21 protein-coding genes and 1 pseudogene are annotated in these 20,408 nt (G+C 65.1%); 12 read left to right on the plus strand and 10 right to left on the minus strand.

Going from position 1 to position 20,408, the window contains the following annotated elements; genetic code table 11:
* Positions 1-173, plus strand: a 173-nt coding sequence (locus P1U75_RS16565; RefSeq protein ID WP_300245251.1) for a citrate/2-methylcitrate synthase, incomplete at its 5' end; no start/stop codon positions are given.
* Positions 174-230: 57 nt separating this feature from the next.
* Here P1U75_RS16565 and P1U75_RS16570 read toward each other — a convergent pair.
* The gene (locus P1U75_RS16570; protein ID WP_300245215.1) at positions 231-1,199 is read right to left on the minus strand and encodes a DUF808 domain-containing protein; all 969 of its coding nucleotides are present in this window, start codon (positions 1,197-1,199) and stop codon (positions 231-233) included.
* Positions 1,200-1,413: 214 nt separating this feature from the next.
* On the opposite strand from P1U75_RS16570, the gene gap reads away from it, so the two are divergent.
* Positions 1,414-2,415, plus strand: a complete 1,002-nt coding sequence (gene gap / locus P1U75_RS16575) for a type I glyceraldehyde-3-phosphate dehydrogenase (RefSeq protein ID WP_300245216.1) — start codon at positions 1,414-1,416, stop codon at positions 2,413-2,415.
* An 87-nt stretch (positions 2,416-2,502) separates the two neighbouring features.
* Positions 2,503-2,646, plus strand: coding sequence for a hypothetical protein (locus tag P1U75_RS16580; RefSeq protein ID WP_300245217.1), 144 nt, complete (start codon positions 2,503-2,505; stop codon positions 2,644-2,646).
* A gap of 39 nt (positions 2,647-2,685) precedes the next feature.
* Here P1U75_RS16580 and coaD read toward each other — a convergent pair whose 3' ends face one another.
* From coaD to P1U75_RS16595, 3 genes are all read right to left on the minus strand, one after another.
* Complete coding sequence (gene coaD / locus P1U75_RS16585) at positions 2,686-3,183, minus strand: pantetheine-phosphate adenylyltransferase (RefSeq protein ID WP_300245218.1); 498 nt, start codon at positions 3,181-3,183, stop codon at positions 2,686-2,688.
* Positions 3,184-3,280: 97 nt separating this feature from the next.
* Positions 3,281-3,715 (minus strand): CBS domain-containing protein, encoded by a 435-nt coding sequence (locus P1U75_RS16590; protein WP_300245220.1) that lies wholly within the window; start codon positions 3,713-3,715, stop codon positions 3,281-3,283.
* Positions 3,716-3,775: 60 nt separating this feature from the next.
* On the minus strand, positions 3,776-4,672 hold the full coding sequence (locus P1U75_RS16595) for a LysR family transcriptional regulator (protein WP_300245221.1): 897 nt from the start codon (positions 4,670-4,672) through the stop codon (positions 3,776-3,778).
* A gap of 100 nt (positions 4,673-4,772) precedes the next feature.
* On the opposite strand from P1U75_RS16595, the gene P1U75_RS16600 reads away from it, so the two are divergent.
* On the plus strand, positions 4,773-6,272 hold the full coding sequence (locus P1U75_RS16600; RefSeq protein ID WP_300245222.1) for a CoA-acylating methylmalonate-semialdehyde dehydrogenase: 1,500 nt from the start codon (positions 4,773-4,775) through the stop codon (positions 6,270-6,272).
* A 76-nt stretch (positions 6,273-6,348) separates the two neighbouring features.
* Here P1U75_RS16600 and P1U75_RS16605 read toward each other — a convergent pair whose 3' ends face one another.
* Entirely contained in the window at positions 6,349-6,810 is a 462-nt protein-coding gene (locus P1U75_RS16605) for a DsrE family protein (RefSeq protein ID WP_300245223.1), read from the minus strand.
* A 253-nt stretch (positions 6,811-7,063) separates the two neighbouring features.
* Here P1U75_RS16605 and P1U75_RS16610 point away from each other — a divergent pair, with 253 nt between their 5' ends.
* Positions 7,064-7,489 (plus strand): hypothetical protein, encoded by a 426-nt coding sequence (locus P1U75_RS16610; RefSeq protein WP_300245224.1) that lies wholly within the window; start codon positions 7,064-7,066, stop codon positions 7,487-7,489.
* Positions 7,490-7,645: 156 nt separating this feature from the next.
* Entirely contained in the window at positions 7,646-8,245 is a 600-nt protein-coding gene (locus tag P1U75_RS16615) for a L,D-transpeptidase (protein WP_300245225.1), read from the plus strand.
* Positions 8,246-8,300: 55 nt separating this feature from the next.
* Here P1U75_RS16615 and P1U75_RS16620 read toward each other — a convergent pair whose 3' ends face one another.
* Positions 8,301-9,161: a class I SAM-dependent methyltransferase gene (locus P1U75_RS16620; RefSeq protein WP_300245227.1), complete on the minus strand. Its 861-nt coding sequence runs from the start codon at positions 9,159-9,161 to the stop codon at positions 8,301-8,303.
* Between the two features lie 149 nt (positions 9,162-9,310).
* On the opposite strand from P1U75_RS16620, the gene P1U75_RS16625 reads away from it, so the two are divergent.
* From P1U75_RS16625 to P1U75_RS16640, 5 genes and pseudogenes are all read left to right on the plus strand, one after another.
* Positions 9,311-10,426 (plus strand): carboxylate-amine ligase, encoded by a 1,116-nt coding sequence (locus P1U75_RS16625; protein WP_300245229.1) that lies wholly within the window; start codon positions 9,311-9,313, stop codon positions 10,424-10,426.
* Positions 10,427-10,584: 158 nt separating this feature from the next.
* A complete protein-coding gene (locus P1U75_RS16630) occupies positions 10,585-11,727 on the plus strand; it encodes an acyl-CoA dehydrogenase family protein (protein ID WP_300245230.1) in 1,143 nt (380 codons plus the stop codon).
* A gap of 11 nt (positions 11,728-11,738) precedes the next feature.
* Positions 11,739-12,749: pseudogene (locus tag P1U75_RS20625) on the plus strand (enoyl-CoA hydratase/isomerase family protein); the annotation flags it as partial.
* A 36-nt stretch (positions 12,750-12,785) separates the two neighbouring features.
* The gene (gene mmsB / locus P1U75_RS20630; RefSeq protein WP_366915060.1) at positions 12,786-13,658 is read left to right on the plus strand and encodes a 3-hydroxyisobutyrate dehydrogenase; all 873 of its coding nucleotides are present in this window, start codon (positions 12,786-12,788) and stop codon (positions 13,656-13,658) included.
* Positions 13,659-13,794: 136 nt separating this feature from the next.
* The gene (locus P1U75_RS16640) at positions 13,795-13,995 is read left to right on the plus strand and encodes a DUF2892 domain-containing protein (protein WP_300245232.1); all 201 of its coding nucleotides are present in this window, start codon (positions 13,795-13,797) and stop codon (positions 13,993-13,995) included.
* A 6-nt stretch (positions 13,996-14,001) separates the two neighbouring features.
* Here P1U75_RS16640 and P1U75_RS16645 read toward each other — a convergent pair whose 3' ends face one another.
* Positions 14,002-14,889, minus strand: a complete 888-nt coding sequence (locus tag P1U75_RS16645; RefSeq protein ID WP_300245233.1) for a patatin-like phospholipase family protein — start codon at positions 14,887-14,889, stop codon at positions 14,002-14,004.
* 2 nt (positions 14,890-14,891) lie between these two features.
* Entirely contained in the window at positions 14,892-17,750 is a 2,859-nt protein-coding gene (gene uvrA / locus P1U75_RS16650) for an excinuclease ABC subunit UvrA (RefSeq protein ID WP_300245234.1), read from the minus strand.
* A 188-nt stretch (positions 17,751-17,938) separates the two neighbouring features.
* Between uvrA and P1U75_RS16655 the strand changes: the two genes are divergently transcribed.
* Positions 17,939-18,292, plus strand: coding sequence for a rhodanese-like domain-containing protein (locus tag P1U75_RS16655; protein ID WP_300245235.1), 354 nt, complete (start codon positions 17,939-17,941; stop codon positions 18,290-18,292).
* A gap of 7 nt (positions 18,293-18,299) precedes the next feature.
* Here P1U75_RS16655 and P1U75_RS16660 read toward each other — a convergent pair whose 3' ends face one another.
* The gene (locus P1U75_RS16660; RefSeq protein WP_300245237.1) at positions 18,300-18,857 is read right to left on the minus strand and encodes a methyltransferase; all 558 of its coding nucleotides are present in this window, start codon (positions 18,855-18,857) and stop codon (positions 18,300-18,302) included.
* 92 nt (positions 18,858-18,949) lie between these two features.
* Positions 18,950-20,344 (minus strand): dihydrolipoyl dehydrogenase, encoded by a 1,395-nt coding sequence (lpdA, locus tag P1U75_RS16665; RefSeq protein WP_300245239.1) that lies wholly within the window; start codon positions 20,342-20,344, stop codon positions 18,950-18,952.
* Positions 20,345-20,408: the final 64 nt, after the last annotated feature.

Below are 20,408 nucleotides of genomic sequence, written 5' to 3' on the forward strand. Positions count from 1 at the left end.
CGATGGGCTTCCCGACCTCGATGTTCACCCCGATCTTCGCGCTCAGCCGCACCGTCGGCTGGGTCAGCCAGTGGAAGGAACAGCTGGCCGATCCGGCGCACAAGATTGGCCGTCCGCGCCAGCTCTACCTCGGCGAAACGCCGCGCGACTACGTGGATATCGAGAACCGCTGAACGCGGTCTCTGCGACGGAAAACCAACGCCCCGCGAGATTTCGCGGGGCGTTTTTTGTCAGTGGTCCGCTTTGCCGCCGCCGACTGCCCGCAACAGCGGCGCGATGATCCCTGTGCCCACTGGCAGCAGGATCAGCCCCAGCACCAACCCCAGCACCCCGTCCAGCGCGGCGGTCACGGTCCATTCCACCGCCGCCATCGCCTGCGGAAGCGCATGGCCGGCCGTTACGGCGACATGGTGGATTGCCTCCTCGGGGACATGCCAGCCCATCTCGCCCAGCCCGTGCACGATGATCGAGCCGCCGACCCATAGCATCGCCGCCGTGCCCACCGTGGTCAGAAGTTTCATGAACCCGGGCATGCCACGCACCAACCCGCGCCCCAGCGCGCGGGTCAGCCCCAGCCGCCCGGTCCCGGCCATGTGCAGCCCGACGTCGTCGGCCTTCACGATCAGCGCCACCGCGCCATAGACCACCACCGTGATCCCCACCGCGACCACAGCCAGGGTCGCCGCCTCAATCGCCAGCCCGGCTTTCGGGATTTCCGAGAGCGCGATGGTCATGATCTCGGCCGAGAGGATGAAATCGGTCTTGATCGCGCCCGCCGCCTTCTGTTCTTCAAGGTGGGCGGGATCGTCGGGGATCTCGTCAACGCTTACCGGGTGGGCGGCATGGGGCCGGATCACATGCGCGATCTTCTCGGCCCCCTCGAAACACAGGTAGGCCCCACCCAGCATCAGCAGCGGCGCGATCAACCAGGGCGCGAAGCTCGACAGCAGCAGGGCAGCGGGCAGCAGGAACACCAGCTTGTTGCGCAGCGATCCTTTGGTGATGCGCCAGATGATCGGCAACTCGCGGTTGGCCTCGAACCCATGCACATACTTCGGCGTCACCGCCGCGTCGTCGATCACGGCGCCCGCCGCCTTGGCACCCGCCTTGCCGGCATAGGCCGCCACGTCATCGACCGAGGCCGCCGCCACCTTGGCCAGCCCGGCCACATCGTCCAGCAATGCAAGTAGCCCGCTCATCAACACCCCCGGTTTTCGTTCCGCCCCACCCTAGCCCAAGGGCCCCGGCGGACAAGCCCAAACCCCGACCGGGCAAGACGACCCGCCCGCGACACCGGGAAAAGGTGAGTTCCGCTTCGACGTTTGCGCAAACACCTGGAGAGGCGTTGTTTTCCCCTTTTTGCCCCCCTCGCCTGCGGCTATAGCACCGTCGGGTATTTAAGTGGAGTTTGTCATGACCATCAAAGTCGGGATCAACGGATTCGGCCGCATCGGCCGTTGTACGCTGGCGCATATCGCCGCCTCCGGGCGCGACGATATCGAGGTGATCAAGGTGAACGCCACCGGCCCGCTCGAGACCGCGGCGCATCTGATCAAGTACGACAGCGTGCATGGCCGGTTCCCGGGCGAGGTCACCATCGGCGACGGCACTCTGAACCTGGGCCGCGGCGACATGCAGATGTTCTCGACCTATGACATGGGCGAGCTGGACTGGGACGGCTGCGACGTTGTGCTGGAATGCACCGGCAAGTTCAACGACGGCGAAAAGGCCAAGGCCCACCTGGAGCGCGGCGCCAAGAAGGTGCTGCTCTCTGCCCCCGGCAAGAACGTCGACAAGACCATCGTGTTTGGCGTCAACGACGACACGCTGACCGCGAACGACACGATGGTGTCGAACGGGTCCTGCACCACCAACTGCCTGGCGCCGCTGGCCAAGGTTCTGGACGAAGGCGTGGGCATCGAACACGGCATCATGACGACGATCCACGCCTACACCGGCGACCAGCCTACGCTGGACCGCCGGCACAAGGATCTCTATCGCGCCCGCGCCGCCGCCATGTCGATCATCCCCACCTCCACCGGCGCCGCCAAGGCCCTGGGCGAGGTTCTGCCGAACCTCAAGGGCAGGCTCGACGGCTCCGCCCTGCGGGTGCCGGTGCCGAATGTCTCGGCGGTCGATCTGACCTTCCTCGCCGGCCGCGATGTGACCGCCGAGGAGATCAATGCCATTGCGCAGGCCGCCGCCAATGGCCCGATGAAGGGCGTGCTGGGCTATGAGCCGGCGCCGCTGGTTTCGACCGATTTCAACCACAGTTCGGAAAGCTCGATCTTCGCGCCCGATCAGACCCGCGTGGTCGGGGGCCGCATGGTCCGGGTGCTGAGCTGGTACGACAACGAATGGGGCTTCTCGGTGCGCATGGCCGACGTGGCCGTCGCAATGGGTCAGCGGGGCTGAGCGCGGACCGCACCCGCCCAGGCCCTTGTCTCAAAGCACCCGGTCGGGCATACCTGACCGGGTGTTCTTGTCTTTGACGGATCGTCCATGACCGACAGACTTGCCTTGGCCTTGGGTCTGATGATCCTGTCCGCCCTCGTCATCGATCTCGCCCTGTTCGGGAGCGGGCACATGATCTTTCTCGCCAAGAAGCTGTTCGAACTGACCGAGTGGATGGCGTTCTGGCGCTAGGCAGGGGGCTGTCTGGCCCCTGCCCCGCCAGTCACGGCTCTAGGCGACGCCAAGCCGCTCCTTCAGCGCGTCGTTCACCAGCGGGGTGACGAACTTCGATACGTCCCCGCCCAGCCGGGCGATCTCCTTGACCAGCTTGCTGGCAATCGCCTGGCGCCGCGCATCGGCCATGAGGAACACGGTTTCGACGCTGGAATCCAACGACCTGTTCATACCGACCATCTGGAATTCATACTCGAAATCCGCCACCGCGCGCAGGCCCCGGATAATGATCTGGGCGCCAACATCATGGGCGCAGTCGATCAGCAGGTTCTCGAACGGATGCGCGACGATCTCGGTGCCGGTTCGCTTCGACAACTCGGCACATTCCGCCTCGATCATCGCCACGCGCTCTTCCAGCGAAAACAGCGGGCCCTTGTCGCGGTTGATGGCGACCCCTATCACCAGCTTGTCGACCAGCGCCGCCGCCCGGCTGATGATGTCGATATGACCCAGGGTGATCGGGTCGAATGTTCCCGGATAGAGCGCTACGCGCATGGCATCCTCCTGCCTGTTTGCTCCTTCGGGGCAAGCAACACGACGGGGAAAGGATTTGCAAGTCCGCGCAACCGATCGGGCAAGAAAATTACCCGGTTCAATGCCCCATGATCATGCCTTCGAGCGCATCCTTCTCCATCGCAAGCTCGGTCAACTGTGCCTTGACCAGGTCGCCGATGGTCACGATGCCCGCCAGTTTGCCCTCTTCGACCACGGGCACGTGGCGGAACCGCCCCTCGGTCATCTGCGTCAGCACGTCTTTCACGCTCGACTGGCTGGTGCAGGTGACCAGGTCGCGCGTCATGTAATGCTCAACGCTCTTTTCCAGGCAGCCGCTGCCGACGCGGGCCAGTTCGCGCACGATATCGCGCTCCGACAGAATGCCCTGCGCCTCGAAGCCGTCCTCGGACACAACAAGCGAACCGATCCGCTTTTCCGCCAGGATCTTGGCCGCCTCCGATACCTTTGCGTCGGGGCGGATGGTCACGACCCCTGCGGTTGCTTTGGACTTGAGAATCGATTGAACCAGCATTCTGTGGACCTCCGCAATTTTCTGTCGTTCCATAAAGCGTTGCCGCAATAACCGTTCAAGTCAAGTCAGGCTTTCGAGCCGCGCCACCTCGGCCCGGACCCCATCGCAAAGCGCCTCGGCAAAGCGGGTCAGGCGCGCGCTGCGTTGTGCCCCGTGATACCGCACCAAGTAAAAGCTGCGGGTCAGGCTGACCTGATCGGTGAGAACCTTGCGCAGGGTGTCATGCGAAGGAAGGCAGAAATCATGCGCCACCCCGACCCCGGTGCCCTGCGCCAGCAGCCGCAGTTGAACCGAGACCGAGTTCGAGGCCAGCGGCACCCGCTGAATCCCCAGCGCACCGAGATAGTCCAACTCCTCGTCGAAGATCATCTCGGGGACATAGCCCACCATCCGGACCCGCTGAAGGTCCTGCAGGCTCTCAAGCGCCGGGGCCTCGCGCAGGAACGCCAGCGAGGCCACCAGATGCAGGTGGTAATCGGTGATCTTCTGAACCAGCAGCCGCCCGGCCGAGGGCGGGCTGACGGTGATCGCCATGTCCGCCTCGCGACGCGACAGGTTCACCACCCGGGGCAGCGCGACGATCTGGATGTCGAGGTCCGGGTTCTCGTCCCCGATCCGGGCGCAGATCTGCGGCAGCAGGTAATTGGCGCAGCCGTCGGGCGCGCCGATCCGGATCTGCCCCGACAGCCGGTCGCTCGGCCCGGTCAGCGCCTCGCCCGCCGCGCGCATCGCGACCTCAGCCGCCTCGCCATGGATCAAAAGACGCTCGCCTGCCGCGCTCAGCGCGTAGCCCTGGGGCGATTTCACGAAGACCGCCGCCCCCAGCGCCTGTTCCAGCCGCGCGATACGCCGGCCCACCGTGGCCGGGTCGAGCTTGAGCACCCGCCCCGCGCCGGACAGGCTTTCTTCCCGCGCGACAGCGAGGAACACCTTCATGTCATCCCAATGCGGTTCCATCCCACTCCTGCGAAAATGCAAAGCGTTTTTGAAATCTTGCCCCTGTTCAAGGGATTTGCGCAAGCCTATCCTGCCGCCGAATGACTGGAGGAGTATTCCGATGCAGGAACTGACCCACTATATCAACGGCAGCCACGTAAAGGGGCAGTCTGGCCGCTTTGCCGATATCTACAACCCCGCCACCGGCGAGGTTCAGGCCAAGGTGCCGCTGGCCAGCGTCGCGGAAATGGCGATGGCCGTCGACGTCGCCGCCGATGCGCAACCGGGCTGGGCCGCGGTCAACCCGCAGCGCCGCGCCCGCGTGCTGATGAAATTCGTCGATCTGCTGAACCGCGACATGGACAAACTGGCCGAGGCCCTGAGCCGCGAGCATGGCAAGACCTTTCCCGACGCCAAGGGCGACGTGCAGCGCGGGCTGGAAGTGGTGGAATACTGCATCGGCGCGCCGCAGCTGCTGAAGGGTGAATTCACCGATGGCGCCGGCCCCGGCATCGACATCTATTCCATGCGTCAGGCGCTGGGTGTGAGCGCCGGGATCACCCCGTTCAACTTCCCCGCCATGATCCCGATGTGGATGTTCGCCCCGGCAATCGCCTGCGGCAACGCCTTCATTCTGAAACCGTCCGAGCGCGATCCCTCGGTTCCGCTGATGCTGGCCGAACTGTTCGAAGAGGCCGGGCTGCCCAAGGGCATCCTGCAGGTCGTCAACGGCGACAAGGAAGCGGTGGACGCCATCCTCGACCACCCGACCATCCAGTCGATCGGCTTTGTCGGCTCGACCCCGATCGCGGAATACATCTATGGCCGCGGCTGTTCCAACGGCAAGCGGGTGCAGTGCTTTGGCGGCGCCAAGAACCACATGATCGTGATGCCCGACGCCGACATGGACCAGGCCGCCGACGCGCTGGTCGGTGCCGGTTACGGTGCGGCGGGCGAACGCTGCATGGCGATCTCGGTTGCGGTGCCGGTCGGCGACGAGACCGCAGACAAGCTGATCGAAAAGCTGGTGCCGCGCATCGAAAAGCTGAAGGTCGGCCCCTACACCGCCGGCGATGACGTCGACTACGGCCCTGTCGTGACCTCTGCCGCCAAGGAAAAGATCCTCGGGCTGGTGCAATCGGGTGTCGATCAGGGCGCCGAACTGGTGGTCGATGGTCGCGGGTTCTCGCTGCAGGGGTACGAGGACGGCTTCTTCGTCGGTCCGCACCTGTTCGACAAGGTGACCCCGGACATGGACATCTACAAGCAGGAGATCTTCGGTCCGGTGCTCTCCACCGTGCGCGCCCAGAGCTATGACGAGGCGCTGAAACTGGCGATGGATCACGAGATGGGCAACGGCACCGCGATCTTTACCCGCGACGGCGACACCGCGCGCGATTTCGCCAGCCGGGTCAATGTCGGCATGATCGGCATCAACGTGCCGATCCCGGTGCCGCTGGCCTATCACACCTTCGGTGGCTGGAAGAAATCGGCCTTTGGCGATCTGAACCAGCACGGGCCGGACGCGTTCAAATTCTACACGCGGACCAAGACCGTCACCTCTCGCTGGCCTTCGGGCCTCAAAGAGGGCGGCGAATTCCACTTCAAGGCGATGGACTAACCATCCGGTACGAAAAAGAAAGCCCCGGCCAATCGGCCGGGGCTTTTGCGTTTGCGTCAGACCAGCGCGCTGACCGTCACCACGCCAGCGTCTGCATCCCGTCGCGGAACAGCCAGCTTTCCACCACCGGCCAGGTTCCCATCTCGACACCGTCGATATAATCCGCCTTGGTCAGCCCGGCCGCCTTTGAGCAGGCGCCGCACATGATCACGGTTCCACCGTCGGCCATGAAGGCGGTCAGCATGTCCTGAATCGAGGTCCCGCTCTGCGCCATCAGACCGTGAACATGGCTCGCGCGCTTCTTGTCGGCCAGATAGACCGCCCGGACGTTCAGCCAGATCGCGGTGTCGTGGCCGTTCTTCAGCGATTTCTGATGCGCGAACAGGATCGCCTTGGCCGCCGCCCATGTGTCGTCGGTGGTCAGGTTGACGAACAGGCCGCGCTTGGTGCCCTCATCGGCGCGGGCCATGTCGGTGCCGACCGCGGTGAAAAGGGCAATCGTAAAGGCGAGAACCAGGGATAAGGTCTTTAGATTCATTGCATTCTCCTTTGGGCAATTGGCGCGACCCTAGGCCGCAAATCCGGCAAGGAAATTGACCTGAATCAAACCTTCCAGCACTGGAATGTTTCAATCCCGCCTCAATGCCCCCGTGATGCCCGCATCACGGGCGGCATAGTTGCCGAATTCCGCCAGGATTGACTTAAGACAAAGCGCGCGGATTGACCTCCTGGCTGCACCGTGTTTTCAACGGTGAAACAGTCGCCAACGGCCAAAGCCCCGAGGAGAAAACATGTCGGTATCCTTTCGCATCTTCCCTGACCGCGGACTGGTTGTTGTCCGCTACGCCGGGGTCCTGCGGCTGGACGACACCAAGAAGGCATTTGCCGAATACGCGCGACACCCCGATTGCCACCCCGGGCAGAAACAGCTGGTCGATCTTTCCGGCGTAACCGGATACGAGGCGGACTTCGTCAAGATGATGGAAGTGCAGGCGCAGAAGGCCGACGTCTTCGGCAACGAGGGCGCCGAGACGTTGATGGTCTATGTCGCACCACACAAACTGGCCAAGGATCTGGCCCGTCTTATCCTGCGGTCGTGGGAACCCTTTGATTCGGTGGTCGCCCTCGTTCAGGACGACGAGGCGCTGGCGCTGGAGCTTCTGGGACAGCCCGAGCATGAACTTGACGAGCTCTGGACCATCGCCAAAGACGCCTGACCGCAAGCACCGGGCTATTCGGCTGAAAACATGGCGCTTTCCCACGCTTTCTCTAACAATCGCGTGAGGCGGGCGCGTCGGGCCGGGTGACCACTGGATTTGCCCGTTCGACTTACGTATTCAACAGTCAGATTTTCTCTTCAGAGGTCCGAGCACATGACCGAAACCCATCTCACCCGCCGCAGCGCGCTGCTTGGCGCCGTGGCAGCCCTGGCCACCCCTACCCTGCTTCGGGCGCAATCCACCGATGCTTTTCCGCAGGAGGAACAGCCGATCAGCGATCAGTTCCCGGTGCGGCGCAACATCTCGTCGTTCAGCCAGCAACACTGGCAGGACCATTTCGACGAACTGGGCAAGGGCTGCCTGCTGGCAGACATTTCCAGCCGCGCGGTGCACTACTGGGGGCCGGACGGCGACACCTATCGCCTGTTCCCCTCCTCGGTGCCGCTGAGCGAGGAACTGACCAAGCGCGGCTATACCAGGGTGGTGCGCAAGGCCGAGAATCCGCGCTGGACTCCGACCGCTTCGATGCGCGAACGCGATCCTTCGCTGCCCGCTTTCCTTCCGGGCGGACCAGGCAACCCGCTGGGCACCCGGGCGATGTACCTGGACTGGCCGGCCTACCTTGTTCACGGCACCCACGACACCCGCAAGATCGGGCGCCAAAGCTCGTCGGGGTGCATCGGGCTCTACAACCAGCACGTCGAGGAACTTTACCCGCTGGTGCAGATCGGCACGCAGGTGCGGCTGCTCTGAATCGGGGAGTTTCGGCCCTGTTTCGTACAAGACGGGCGGTCCGGTCGGGCCGCCCTTATCTTTTACGCATCCAGAAGCTCTGTGCCCGGCCCCGCGCCAGGAACGGCAGCGCCGCCACCGCGTCAGGGCGGTCGCGCTGCAGCAGGTAGCCGGGCCAGAGGATCTCGTATCCGCCGCCCTGCATGAGTGCGTGCAGCATATATTGCTCGCCCCAGGACGGGCAGTCGTGGAAGAACCGCGCCGGGTATTCGAAGGGCAGGAACACGTCGTGGACGTGGATCACCACGCCCGGCGCCAGGTGCGGTATGATCCGGCAGAACAGCTGCGCGACATCGTTGCTCATCCGCAACTGGTGGCTGGAATCGATGAACAGGATGTCGCCCGCCTCAAGCGTGGCGAAGATCGCCGGATCGACGGTTTCGAGTGCGGCCTGTTCGAAACGATCCACCACCTCGGCGATATCGGCGCGCGGCCAGGGGTCGATGGCTGTCAGGGTGGTGTCCAGTCCGCCGTCCATGATCGCCTGCCGGGTCACGCGGGTGGAATTGCCGCAGCCCACCTCGATCACCCGCCGGGGGGCGAAACGGCGCACCATCAGATAGAGCGCCTCGGCGTCCGGGGTCTCGAAATAGCCGTTACCCGGAACATAGCCGCTGGCGCTGCCGGCGGGATCGGCAAGCCGGGCGAGTTCGCCGGCATGGGTGCGGTAGCCCTCGACAAGCGGGGCGATGTCAAACCCCTCCATCCCCGGCGACAGCGCGTAGGTCGGCCGCTCCAGCCCGCCGGCGGCCTCGAAGGCCTCCAGCCGCGCGCGCTCCTGCGCCTGTTCGCCCAGGCTGCGCGCCAGCCGCCGCCGTTGCGCCGGGTCGAGACCGGCAATCATCGTGTCGAGGTCCGGCAAGGGGGGCTTGGGCATGGCGCGCGCTCCGTCTGGCTGCGGCGGTCTGCATACCGCCCTGCCCTGCGTCGGCGCAACCGCCGATCGCCGCAGCCGGGGCGTTTTCGCTTGGCATTGGCTCTGTGCCGCGTTTGACTGGCCCGAACGCCCCTGTCCGGAGACCGCAAATGCAAAGCGACTTCACCCTCGGGATCGAAGAGGAATACCTGCTGGTCGACCGCGACTCGCTGCGGTTGGCCGAGGCGCCCGAGGCGCTGATGGAGGCCTGCAAGGGCGACCTGGGCGACCAGGTCAGCCCGGAGTTCCTGCAATGCCAGATCGAGGTGGGCACCCGGGTCTGCGCCAGTATCGCCGAGGCCCGCGAGGATCTGAAGCGGCTGCGCGCAGTGGTGTCGAAACGGGCCGCCGAACACGGGCTGACCCCGATCGCGGTGAGTTGCCACCCCTCTGCCGACTGGAAGGATCAGCATCATACCCGCAAGCAACGCTATGACAGCCTGCAGAACGATCTGGGCGGGGTGGCCCGGCGCATGCTGATCTGCGGCATGCATGTGCATGTGGGCATCGAGGACCCGTCGCTGCGTACCGACCTGATGCCGCAGATGTGCTATTTCCTGCCGCACCTGCTGGCGCTCTCTACCTCCTCGCCGTTCTGGCAGGGCGAGGATAGCGGGCTGGCCTCATACCGGCTGACGGTGTTCGACAACCTGCCGCGCACCGGGTTGCCGCCGGCGTTTTCGAGCTGGGCCGAGTACGAGCGGACCACCGGCGCGCTGATCGAGCTGGGGGTGATCGAGGATACCAGCAAGATCTGGTGGGACCTGCGCCCCTCGCATGCCTTTCCGACGCTGGAGACGCGGATCATGGATGTCTCGCCCCGGCTGGAACACGCGCTGTCGCTGGCGGCGCTGATACAGGCGATCACCCGCATGCTGATGCGGCTGCGCGAACGCAACCTGCGCTGGCGCGAATACGACCGTTTCCTGATCGCCGAGAACCGCTGGCGCGCGCAACGCTACGGCGTGGGAGAGGGGCTGATCGATTTCGGAGAGCGGCGGATCAAGCCGATGGTGCAACTGACCGACGAGCTGACCGGGCTGCTGGCCGAGGATGCCGAGGCCCTGGGCACGTTGCAGGAAATCGCCGCGCTGCGCCCGCTGGCAGAGCACGGCACCAGCGCCACCCGCCAGCGCCGGGTCTGGGCCGAGGCCACGGCAAAGGGAGAGGACCCCGGCCGCGCCGTCGTGGGCCACCTGATCGAAGAGTTTCACGCGGACCTGTAAGGGGGGCCTTGCGGGTTAGCCTGGCTGCGGCCTCGGGAGGGACGCGGATTGAACCAGAAACGCAAGACCGGTTTGCAGCAATGCAGCTTGATCGGGCCGCCCTGCAGGGATAGAATTTAACAAATGTTCAATTAACCGGGTATGAGGGGAGGCGTGCCATGGATTTTGCACTCACCGAAGAACAGACGGCGATCTTCGACATGGCTTTTGCCTTCGGGCAGGAGCAGATCGCACCGCATGCCCGTGACTGGGAGGCGCAGGGCACCATCCCCAAGGCGCTTTGGCCGCAGGTCGGCGAGCTGGGATTTGGCGGGCTCTACGTTTCGGAAGAGGGTGGCGGCGCCGGTCTGGGCCGGCTTGACGCGACGCTGGTGTTCGAGGCGCTGAGCATGGCCTGCCCCTCGGTCGCGGCGTTTTTGTCGATCCACAACATGTGCGCCAAGATGATCGACAGCTTTGCCGATGACGCGCTCAAGGCGCGGGTCATGCCGGACGTGATCGGGTTGAACACGGTGCTGAGCTATTGCCTGACCGAGCCAGGCTCGGGCTCGGACGCCGCAGCGCTGAAGACGCGGGCGGAAAAGAGCAACGCGGGCTACGCCCTGAACGGCTCCAAGGCGTTTATCTCCGGCGGTGGCTATTCCGATGCCTATGTCTGCATGGTGCGCACCGGCGCCGAGGGCCCCAGAGGCATCTCGACCGTCTATGTGGAGGACGGCACGCCGGGGCTGAGTTTCGGCGCGCTGGAGGAGAAGATGGGCTGGCGCAGCCAACCCACAGCGCAGGTGCAGTTCGACGATTGCAAGATCCCCGCCGGCAACCTGATCGGCGCCGAGGGCGACGGGTTCAAATACGCGATGATGGGGCTTGACGGCGGACGGCTGAACATCTCGGCCTGTAGCCTCGGGGCGGCGCAGACCGCGCTGAACATGACGCTGCAATACATGGGCGAGCGCAAGGCGTTCGGCAAAAGCATCGACCAGTTCCAGGCGCTGCAATTCCGGCTGGCCGACATGGAGATCGAGTTGCAGGCGGCGCGGACATTCCTGCGGCAGGCGGCGTGGAAGCTGGACCAGGGCGCGCCGGACGCGACCAAGTTCTGCGCCATGGCCAAGAAATTCGTGACCGAGGCGGGATCGAAGGTGGTCGACCAGTGCCTGCAACTGCACGGCGGCTATGGCTACCTGGCCGATTACGGCATCGAGAAGCTGGTCCGCGATCTGCGGGTGCACCAGATTCTTGAGGGCACCAACGAGATCATGCGGATGATCGTCGCCCGCACCTTGCTGGCCGAACGCTGAGGGGGGTGGGCATGGCCGATATCGACATCCGGGTTACCGGGCGCGCCGGGCGCATCACTTTTACCCGGCCGCAGGCGCTCAACGCGTTGAGCTATGACATGTGCATGGCCGTCGATGCGGCGATGCGGCTCTGGCACGACGACGACGATGTGGCGCTGGTGGTGATCGACGCCGAGGGCGACAAGGCGTTTTGCGCCGGCGGCGACATTGCCGAGCTTTACGATACCGGCACCAGGGGCGATTTCGAATACGGCCGCCGGTTCTGGCGCGACGAGTATCGGCTCAACGCCTATATCGCCGAATACCCCAAGCCTGTGGTCAGCTTCATGCAGGGGTTTACCATGGGCGGCGGTGTCGGCATCGGCTGCCATGGCTCGCACCGGGTGGTGGACGACAGTTCGCGCATCGCCATGCCGGAATGCGGCATCGGGCTGGTGCCGGATGTGGGCGGCAGTTACCTGCTGGCCCGCGCGCCGGGGCATCTGGGCGAATACCTCGGCCTGACGGCGGGGCGCATGGCGGCAGGCGATGCGATCCTGGCCGGGTTTGCCGATCATTTCATCCCGCGCGATCAATGGGCCGGTCTGATCGAGATGCTGGAGGCCAGCGGCGACGCGGCCCATGTGGCGGCGCATGCCCTGCCCGCCCCGCCCTCGGCCCTGGGCGAGATGCAGGGCGATATCGACCGGCGTTTCGGCGGTGGTACTTTGGCGGCGATCATTGGCTCGCTGGCGGGCGAGGACAGCGATTTCGCGCAAAAGGCACGCGCCGCGCTGGAGCGCAATTCGCCGCTGTCGATGGCCTGCACGGTCGAGATGCTGCGCCGGCTGCGCGCCGGGGACGGCACCATCCGGCAGGCGCTGGACCGCGAGTACCGCTTTACCTGGCGGGCGATGGAAGAGGGCGATTTCCTCGAAGGAATCCGCGCGCAGATCATCGACAAGGACCGCAATCCGAAATGGCGCCACGCCGGGGCGGAGATGCCCGGGGCGGACGTGACGCGCATGCTCGCGCCGCTGGGAGCCAACGCGCTGACATTCGAAGGGGAGGACAGACAGATGAAGATCGGGTTTATCGGGCTGGGCAACATGGGGGCGCCGATGGCGGCGAACCTGGCCAAGGCCGGGCATGAGGTGACAGGCTTCGACATGGCGGATGTCGCCGTCGAGGGGGTGACGATGGCCGGATCGGCCGGTGAGGCCGCCAAGGGCGCCGAGGTGGTGATCACCATGCTGCCGAACGGGCAGATCCTGCGCGCGGTCGCGGCAGAGATCATCCCGGCGATGGACAAGGGCGCGACCTTTGTCGATTGCTCGACCGTCGATGTCGACAGTGCCCGCGCGGTGGCGGCTGAGGCCGAGGCGGCGGGACTGCTGGCGGTCGATGCGCCGGTCTCCGGCGGGGTCGGCGGCGCCACCGGCGGGACACTGACCTTCATGGCCGGCGGCTCCGACGCGGGATTTGCCAAGGCCAAGCCGCTGTTCGACATCATGGGACAAAAGGCGGTACATTGCGGCGGCGCGGGCGCCGGCCAGTCGGCCAAGATCTGCAACAACATGATCCTCGGCGCCACCATGATCGCCACCTGCGAGGCCTTTGCGCTGGCCGACAAGCTGGGGCTGGACCGGCAGAAGATGTTCGACGTGGTTTCGACCTCTTCCGGTTACAGCTGGACGATGAATGCCTATTGCCCGGCCCCCGGCGTCGGCCCGCAAAGCCCGGCGGACAACGGGTACAAGCCCGGCTTCGCCGCCGAACTGATGCTGAAGGACCTGCGGCTGAGCCAGCAAGCCGCCGAGAGCGTGGACGCCGACACCCCGATGGGGGCGCTGGCGCAGGCGCTTTATGCGCAGTTCGTCGAGCAGGAGGACGGCAAGGGCATGGACTTTTCCGCCATGCTGCCCCGGTTCGAGAAACGCCACCGCGACTGACCGTGTTGCGGGGCGGTGACCCCACAGCATCCGCCGGAGCGGTTTTTTTCGCTCCGGCAGCCCCCTCTTCACCGGATCTTCAGACCGCTGCGGTCCAATCGCCGGGGTATCCGTAACTGGTGAGCGAGGATCGCAAATGTTCAACAGAAATCTTGGAAATATCGACCGGATCGGTCGCATCCTGTTGGGGGCGGCGATGCTGATCGCCTATAGCCTTTTCGCACCGGCGCCATTCGCCTGGCTGTTTCTGCTGGGGTTGTTGCCTATGGCCTCGGGGCTTCTGGGCACCTGCCCGATTTATTCACAGCTGAATTACAGCACCAGCGAAATGGACTGACCGCGCCTAATCGGCGGTCAAACCAGCCACGGCATCGGCAGCGGCGCAGGTGATGCGCGCGCCCTCGTCGATGGCGTGACCGGCGCGGTAGAACTCCAGCGTCGACATGTCGGTCAGGTCGGCGGCCAGCGGCAGGTCGGCGGGATCGGCGGCCTCGCGGCTTTTTCGCAGGAACTCCGTGAGCACGTCGATTGAGGCCGAAACCACGTCGAAATAGGTCGGATCGACCGGGCCGGCGTCCCGCTCGGGCAGCAGCTTGCGCAGCGGGTCGGGCAGTTTGTCCAGCAGTTCCGGCGCCTGCAGGGCCGACCAGAGGCGGCCCTCGCTCGGCTCCCACAGGGGGCCGCCGCCCTTGTCGTTTGGATTGACCGAGAGAATGCGCCGCGCCCCCAGCGCCCGCGCGGCCGAGACCGGCACCGGGTTGATCAGCCCGCCGTCGAGCAGCCAGCGCCCGTCGATCCGGTGCGGCCGCAGGATTGCCGGCAGCGAGATCGAGGCGCGCACCGCATCGGCCAGCGATCCCTCGCGCAGCCAGACCTCGCGCCCGGTCTGCATGTCGGTGGCCACCGCGATGAAGGGAAACTCCAACTCCTCGATGGTCTCGGGCAGGCCCAGATCGCGCAGCATCTCCATGATCGCGGCGCCGCGCATCATCCCGCTGCGGTCAAGCCGCAGGTCGATCATGCCCATGAAACTGGTGCTGCTCAGGCTGCGCGCCCAGTCCTCCAGCGCGTCGAGCCTGCCTGCCGCCCAGGCCGCGCCCACCAGCGCGCCCATCGAGCATCCGGCCACCATCGCGGGCTGCACCTCCTGACGCTCCAACTCGCGCAACACGCCGATGTGACACCAGCCGCGCGCGCCGCCCGACCCCAGCGCCAGTCCGAGCGGTCGCACGCTCACTCCGCCGCCACGCGGGCGCCATCGAGCAGGGGCTTGAGATAGCGCCCGGTATGGCTGCGCGGGTTGTCCGCGACCTGCTCCGGGGTGCCGGTCGCCACGATCTCGCCGCCGCCGTCGCCGCCCTCCGGGCCGATGTCGATGATGTGGTCGGCGGTCTTGATGACGTCGAGATTATGCTCGATCACCACCACCGAATTGCCCTGCTCCACCAGTTCGTGCAGCACCTCAAGCAGCTTTTTCACATCCTCGAAATGCAGCCCCGTGGTCGGCTCGTCGAGGATATAGAGAGTGCGTCCGGTGGCGCGTTTCGACAGTTCCTTTGACAGTTTCACCCGCTGCGCCTCGCCGCCCGAAAGGGTCGTCGCCTGCTGGCCCACCTTGATGTAATCGAGGCCGACCCGGTGCAACGCCTCCATCTTGTCGCGGATGCTCGGCACCGCCTTGAAGAAGTCGCGCGCCTCCTCGACCGTCATGTCGAGCACGTCGGCGATGCTCTTGCCCTTGAAGGTCACCTCCAGCGTCTCGCGGTTATACCGCTTGCCCTTGCAGGTCTCGCAGGTGACGTAGACATCGGGAAGAAAGTGCATCTCGATCTTGATCACCCCGTCGCCCTGGCAGGCCTCGCAGCGGCCGCCCTTGACGTTGAAGCTGAAACGCCCCGGCTTGTAACCGCGCGCCTTGGCCTCGGGGAGCCCTGCGAACCAGTCGCGGATCGGGGTGAAGGCGCCGGTATAGGTGGCCGGGTTCGATCGCGGGGTGCGGCCGATCGGGCGCTGGTCGATGTCGATCACCTTGTCCAGATGCTCCAACCCCTTGATCGTTTCGCAGGGGGCCGGCGTCTGGCGCGCCCCGTTCAGGCGCATGCTGGCGGTCTTGAACAGTGTTTCGATGGTCAGCGTCGACTTGCCGCCGCCCGAGACGCCGGTAACGCAGACGAATTGCCCCAGCGGGAAATCGGCGGTGAGTTTCTTCAGGTTGTTGCCGGTGGCCTTGACCACGGTGACCGCCTTGCCCTTGCCCTTGCGCCGGTCCACCGGAATCGCGATCTCGCGCGCGCCGGAGAGGTATTGCCCGGTGACCGAGGCCGGATCGGCGGCGATCTGTTGCGGCGTGCCGTGGCTGACCACCCGCCCGCCATGCACCCCGGCGCCGGGACCGATGTCGAACACGTAATCGGCCTGCCGGATCATGTCCTCGTCATGTTCGACCACGATCACCGTGTTGCCCTGGTCGCGCAGGTTCTTGAGCGTGCCGATCAGCCGGTCGTTGTCGCGCTGATGCAGCCCGATCGAGGGCTCGTCCAGCACGTAAAGCACCCCGGTAAGGCCCGAGCCGATCTGGCTGGCCAGCCGGATCCGCTGGCTTTCGCCGCCCGAAAGCGTGCCGGCGTTGCGGCTGAGCGTGAGGTATTCCAGCCCGACGTTGTTGAGAAATCCCAGCCGCTCGCGGATCTCCTTGAGGATGGCGCGGGCGATCTCGTTCTTCTGGGCGGTGAGGGCGCCGGGCACGGTGCCGATCCAGTCGAAGGCCTGCTTGATCGACATCTCCACCACCTGGCCCGCGTGCAGCCCGGCGATCTGGACTGCCAGCGCCTCCGGGCGCAGCCGGTAGCCGCCGCAGGCATGGCAGGGGCGGTTGTTCTGATAGCGTTCGAATTCCTCGCGGATCCAGTTCGAATCGGTTTCGCGATAGCGGCGTTCCATGTTGGGGATCACCCCTTCGAACACGCGGGAAACCTGATAGACGCGGCCGCCCTCGTCATAGCGGAACGGAATCTCCTCGTCGCCCGAGCCATAGAGGAACACCTGCTGCACATGTTTCGGCAGGTCCTTCCAGCGGGCGTTCTTGTCGAATTCGTAATGCTTGGCGATGGCCTCGATGGTCTGCAGGAAATAGGGCGATTTGCCCTTGCGCCAGGGCGCCAGCGCACCGTCGTAAATCTTCAGCGTGGCATCGGGCACCACCAGGCGTTCGTCAAAGAATAGCTCCACCCCCAGCCCGTCACACTCCGGGCAGGCGCCGAAGGGCGCGTTGAAGGAAAACAGGCGCGGCTCGATCTCGGGGATGGTGAAGCCCGAGACCGGGCAGGCGAAATTCTCGGAGAACGTCAGGCGCTCGGGGTCGCCCTCCTTGGGGGAGGTCTCCAGCACGGCGATGCCGTCGGCCAGGTCGAGCGCGGTGCGCAGGCTGTCGGCGAGCCGGGTTTCCAGCCCCTCGCGCACCACGATGCGGTCGACCACCACGTCGATGTCGTGGCGGAACTTCTTGTCGAGCACCGGCGGCTCATCAAGCTCGTAGAACGCGCCGTTCACCTTGACCCGCTGGAAGCCCTGCTTGCGCAGCTCAAGAAACTCCTTGCGGTACTCGCCCTTGCGGTCGCGCACGATGGGGGCCAGCAGATAGGCGCGCGTGCCCTCCTCCATCGCCATGATGCGGTCGACCATGTCCTGCACCTGCTGCGCTTCGATCGGCAGGCCGGTGGCGGGGGAATAGGGCGTGCCGGCGCGGGCGAAGAGCAGCCGCAGGTAATCGTAGATCTCGGTCACCGTGCCGACGGTGGAGCGTGGGTTCTTGCTGGTTGTCTTCTGCTCGATGGAAATCGCCGGGCTGAGACCGCTGATATGATCCACGTCCGGCTTTTCCATCATGTCGAGGAACTGGCGCGCATAGGCCGACAGGCTCTCGACATAGCGCCGCTGCCCCTCGGCATAGATGGTGTCGAAGGCCAGCGACGACTTTCCCGATCCCGACAGGCCGGTGATCACCACCAGTTCGTCGCGCGGAATGTCCACGTCGATGCTCTTCAGATTGTGCTCGCGCGCGCCGCGCACCTCGATCTTTTTCAGCTCAGCCATTTTGCCCCCGCATCGCGTGCCTAAGAAATAGGTGAGCCGAGGCGAGTCTCCAACCGAAAACTGTGAACAAAGTGTGAACAGTGTCGATTTCGCCGGTTTCAATATTTGTATTCACGTTAGTGAATGTTATATTGGCGTGACCCTGCCGCACAGGCAGGCAGGTAGGACAGAGAGGCAGCAGAATGTTCATGTTTCGACAGGCCCGCGGCAGCGGCCTTTCCCCGCAGGCGGCGGTTACCGGCGCGCAGGACGGCAGCGTGATCGTGATCGACGTGCGGGATCATGGCGAACTGGCGATGTCGGGCAAGGCCAAGGGTGCGCTTCATATGCCGCTGATGCGGCTGCGCGACATGGCCGACCCGAGCCATCCCGAGTTCTGCAAAGAGCTGAGGCAAGAGGCGACGATCGCCATCTACTGCGCCTCTGGCGCGCGGTCGCACGGGGCGGCGATGATGCTCAAGCAGCTGGGCTATGCGGACGTGCACAACATCGGCGGGCTGGGCCACTGGGTGCGGGCCGGCGGCGCGGTCGAGCCGGTCTGATCCGGCCTCAGGTCTTGCGCGCCATCGCCCAGGCGCAGATCGGCATCTCGGGGTCGTTGTCGAGGCTGTCGCGCGCGGGGTCGTATTTCGGTGGCCAGCTCTCTTCCATGTTGCGCAGGGCGGCGTTGCGGTTGCCCCATTGCTCGGCGCGGATCTGATCCGCGTCGAAGCCACATTCGATCAGCAGGTTCGTCAGCCCCCGCGCCGACCAGCGCGAGCAATCCATCGGTGCCGCGTGGAATGGGATGAAGAACGGCACCGCGATCCAGAAATGCCCGCCGGGCCGCAGCATCGCACGCACGTTCTGCGTGGCGCGATAGGGGCGGTCCAGATGTTCCCAGACCTGGTTGGCCAGGATCAGGTCGAATTGCCGCACCGCGCCCGCCTTATCGGCAAAGGGATCGGCGCAGATGTCGTACCTGGGGTAATTGAACTGCCGGTAGGTGCGAAAGCCGAACATCCGCCCCCATCTGCCGGAGATTTCGGCCACGTCCAGATCGGTTCCCAGAGCGCGGATCATGCCCCGGCTGGCCCGCCCCATGGCGATGCGATTGAGACTTTTCAAACCCTGCCCCCTGTTTTCAGGGAAGGTAAGCACATTGCGCGCGCCCCGTCACCGGGGCGCGTCGGCTGTCGGCCCTCTCCCGGAAGCCCCGCTCAGAAATGGATCGCCCGCCCGTAGGCGTCGAGCACGGATTCATGCATCATCTCGGAGAGCGTGGGATGCGGGAAGACGGTGTGCATCAGGTCCTCCTCGGTGGTTTCCAGCGTCCGGCCTACCACGTAACCCTGGATCAGCTCGGTCACCTCGGCGCCGACCATATGGGCGCCCAGAAGCTCGCCGGTTGCCGCGTCGAACACGGTCTTGACCATGCCCTCGGGTTCCCCCAGCGCGATCGCCTTGCCGTTGCCGATAAAGGGGAATCGGCCGACCTTGACGTCATAGCCCAGCTCTTTCGCCTTGGCCTCGGAATAGCCGACCGATGCCACTTGCGGCTGACAATAGGTGCATCCGGCGATGCTTTCGGGCTTGACCGGGTGCGGGTGCTGGCCGGCGATCAGTTCGGCCACCATCACCCCCTCGTGGCTGGCCTTGTGCGCCAGCCAGGGCGCGCCGGCGATATCACCAATGGCAAAAAGCCCGTCGATGCCGGTGCGGCAGAATTCATCGGTCACCACGTGGCTGCGATCCAGCTTGACGCCGAGCGCCTCGAGCCCCAGCCCCTCGACATTGCCGACGATGCCCACGGCCGAGATCACGGTGTCGAACGCCATCTTCTCCAGCTTGCCGCCGGTCTCGATATGGGCGGTGACCGTACCCTTGCCCCGATCAAGCTGCTTGACCATGGATTTCTCCATGATGGTCATGCCCTGCTTGACGAATTGCTTCTTGGCGAAGGCCGAAATCTCGGCGTCCTCGACCGGCAGCACCCGGTCCATCACCTCGACCACGGTGGTCTCGGCGCCCAGCGTTTTGAAGAAGCTGGCAAACTCGATCCCGATGGCGCCGGAGCCGATGACCAGCAGCTTTTTCGGCATCCGCGGCGGGTTGAGCGCATGTTTATAGGTCCAGACCAGGTCGCCGTCGGCCTCCAGCCCCGGCAATTCGCGCGCCCGCGCGCCTGTGGCCAAAATGATGTTCTTGGCCGTCAGCTCCTCGGTGCCCTTGTCGGTCTTGACACTGACCTTGCCCTTGGCGGGCAGCGTCGCCGCGCCCATCACCACGGTGACCTTATTCTTTTTCAGCAGGTGTCCGACCCCGCTGGAGAGCTGTTTCGCCACCCCGCGCGAGCGTTTCACCACCGCGTCCAGATCATAGCCGATCTTGTCGGCGGAAAGGCCGAAATCCTTGGCCCGCTCCATCAGGTGGAACACCTCGGCCGAACGCAGGAGCGCCTTGGTCGGGATGCAGCCCCAGTTCAGGCAGATACCGCCCAGATGCTCGCGCTCCACCACGGCAACCTTGAGGCCCAGTTGGGCGGCGCGGATCGCGGCCACATAGCCGCCCGGTCCGGCGCCGATAACGATCAGGTCAAAAGAATTCGCAGCCATGACATCCCCCGGCGCCACTGTTGAAAAACTAGTTTAGTATTAAACTAAATTCCATGGCACTTCA

The organism is Antarcticimicrobium sp., from assembly GCF_029212575.1.
GTDB lineage: Bacteria > Pseudomonadota > Alphaproteobacteria > Rhodobacterales > Rhodobacteraceae > Antarcticimicrobium.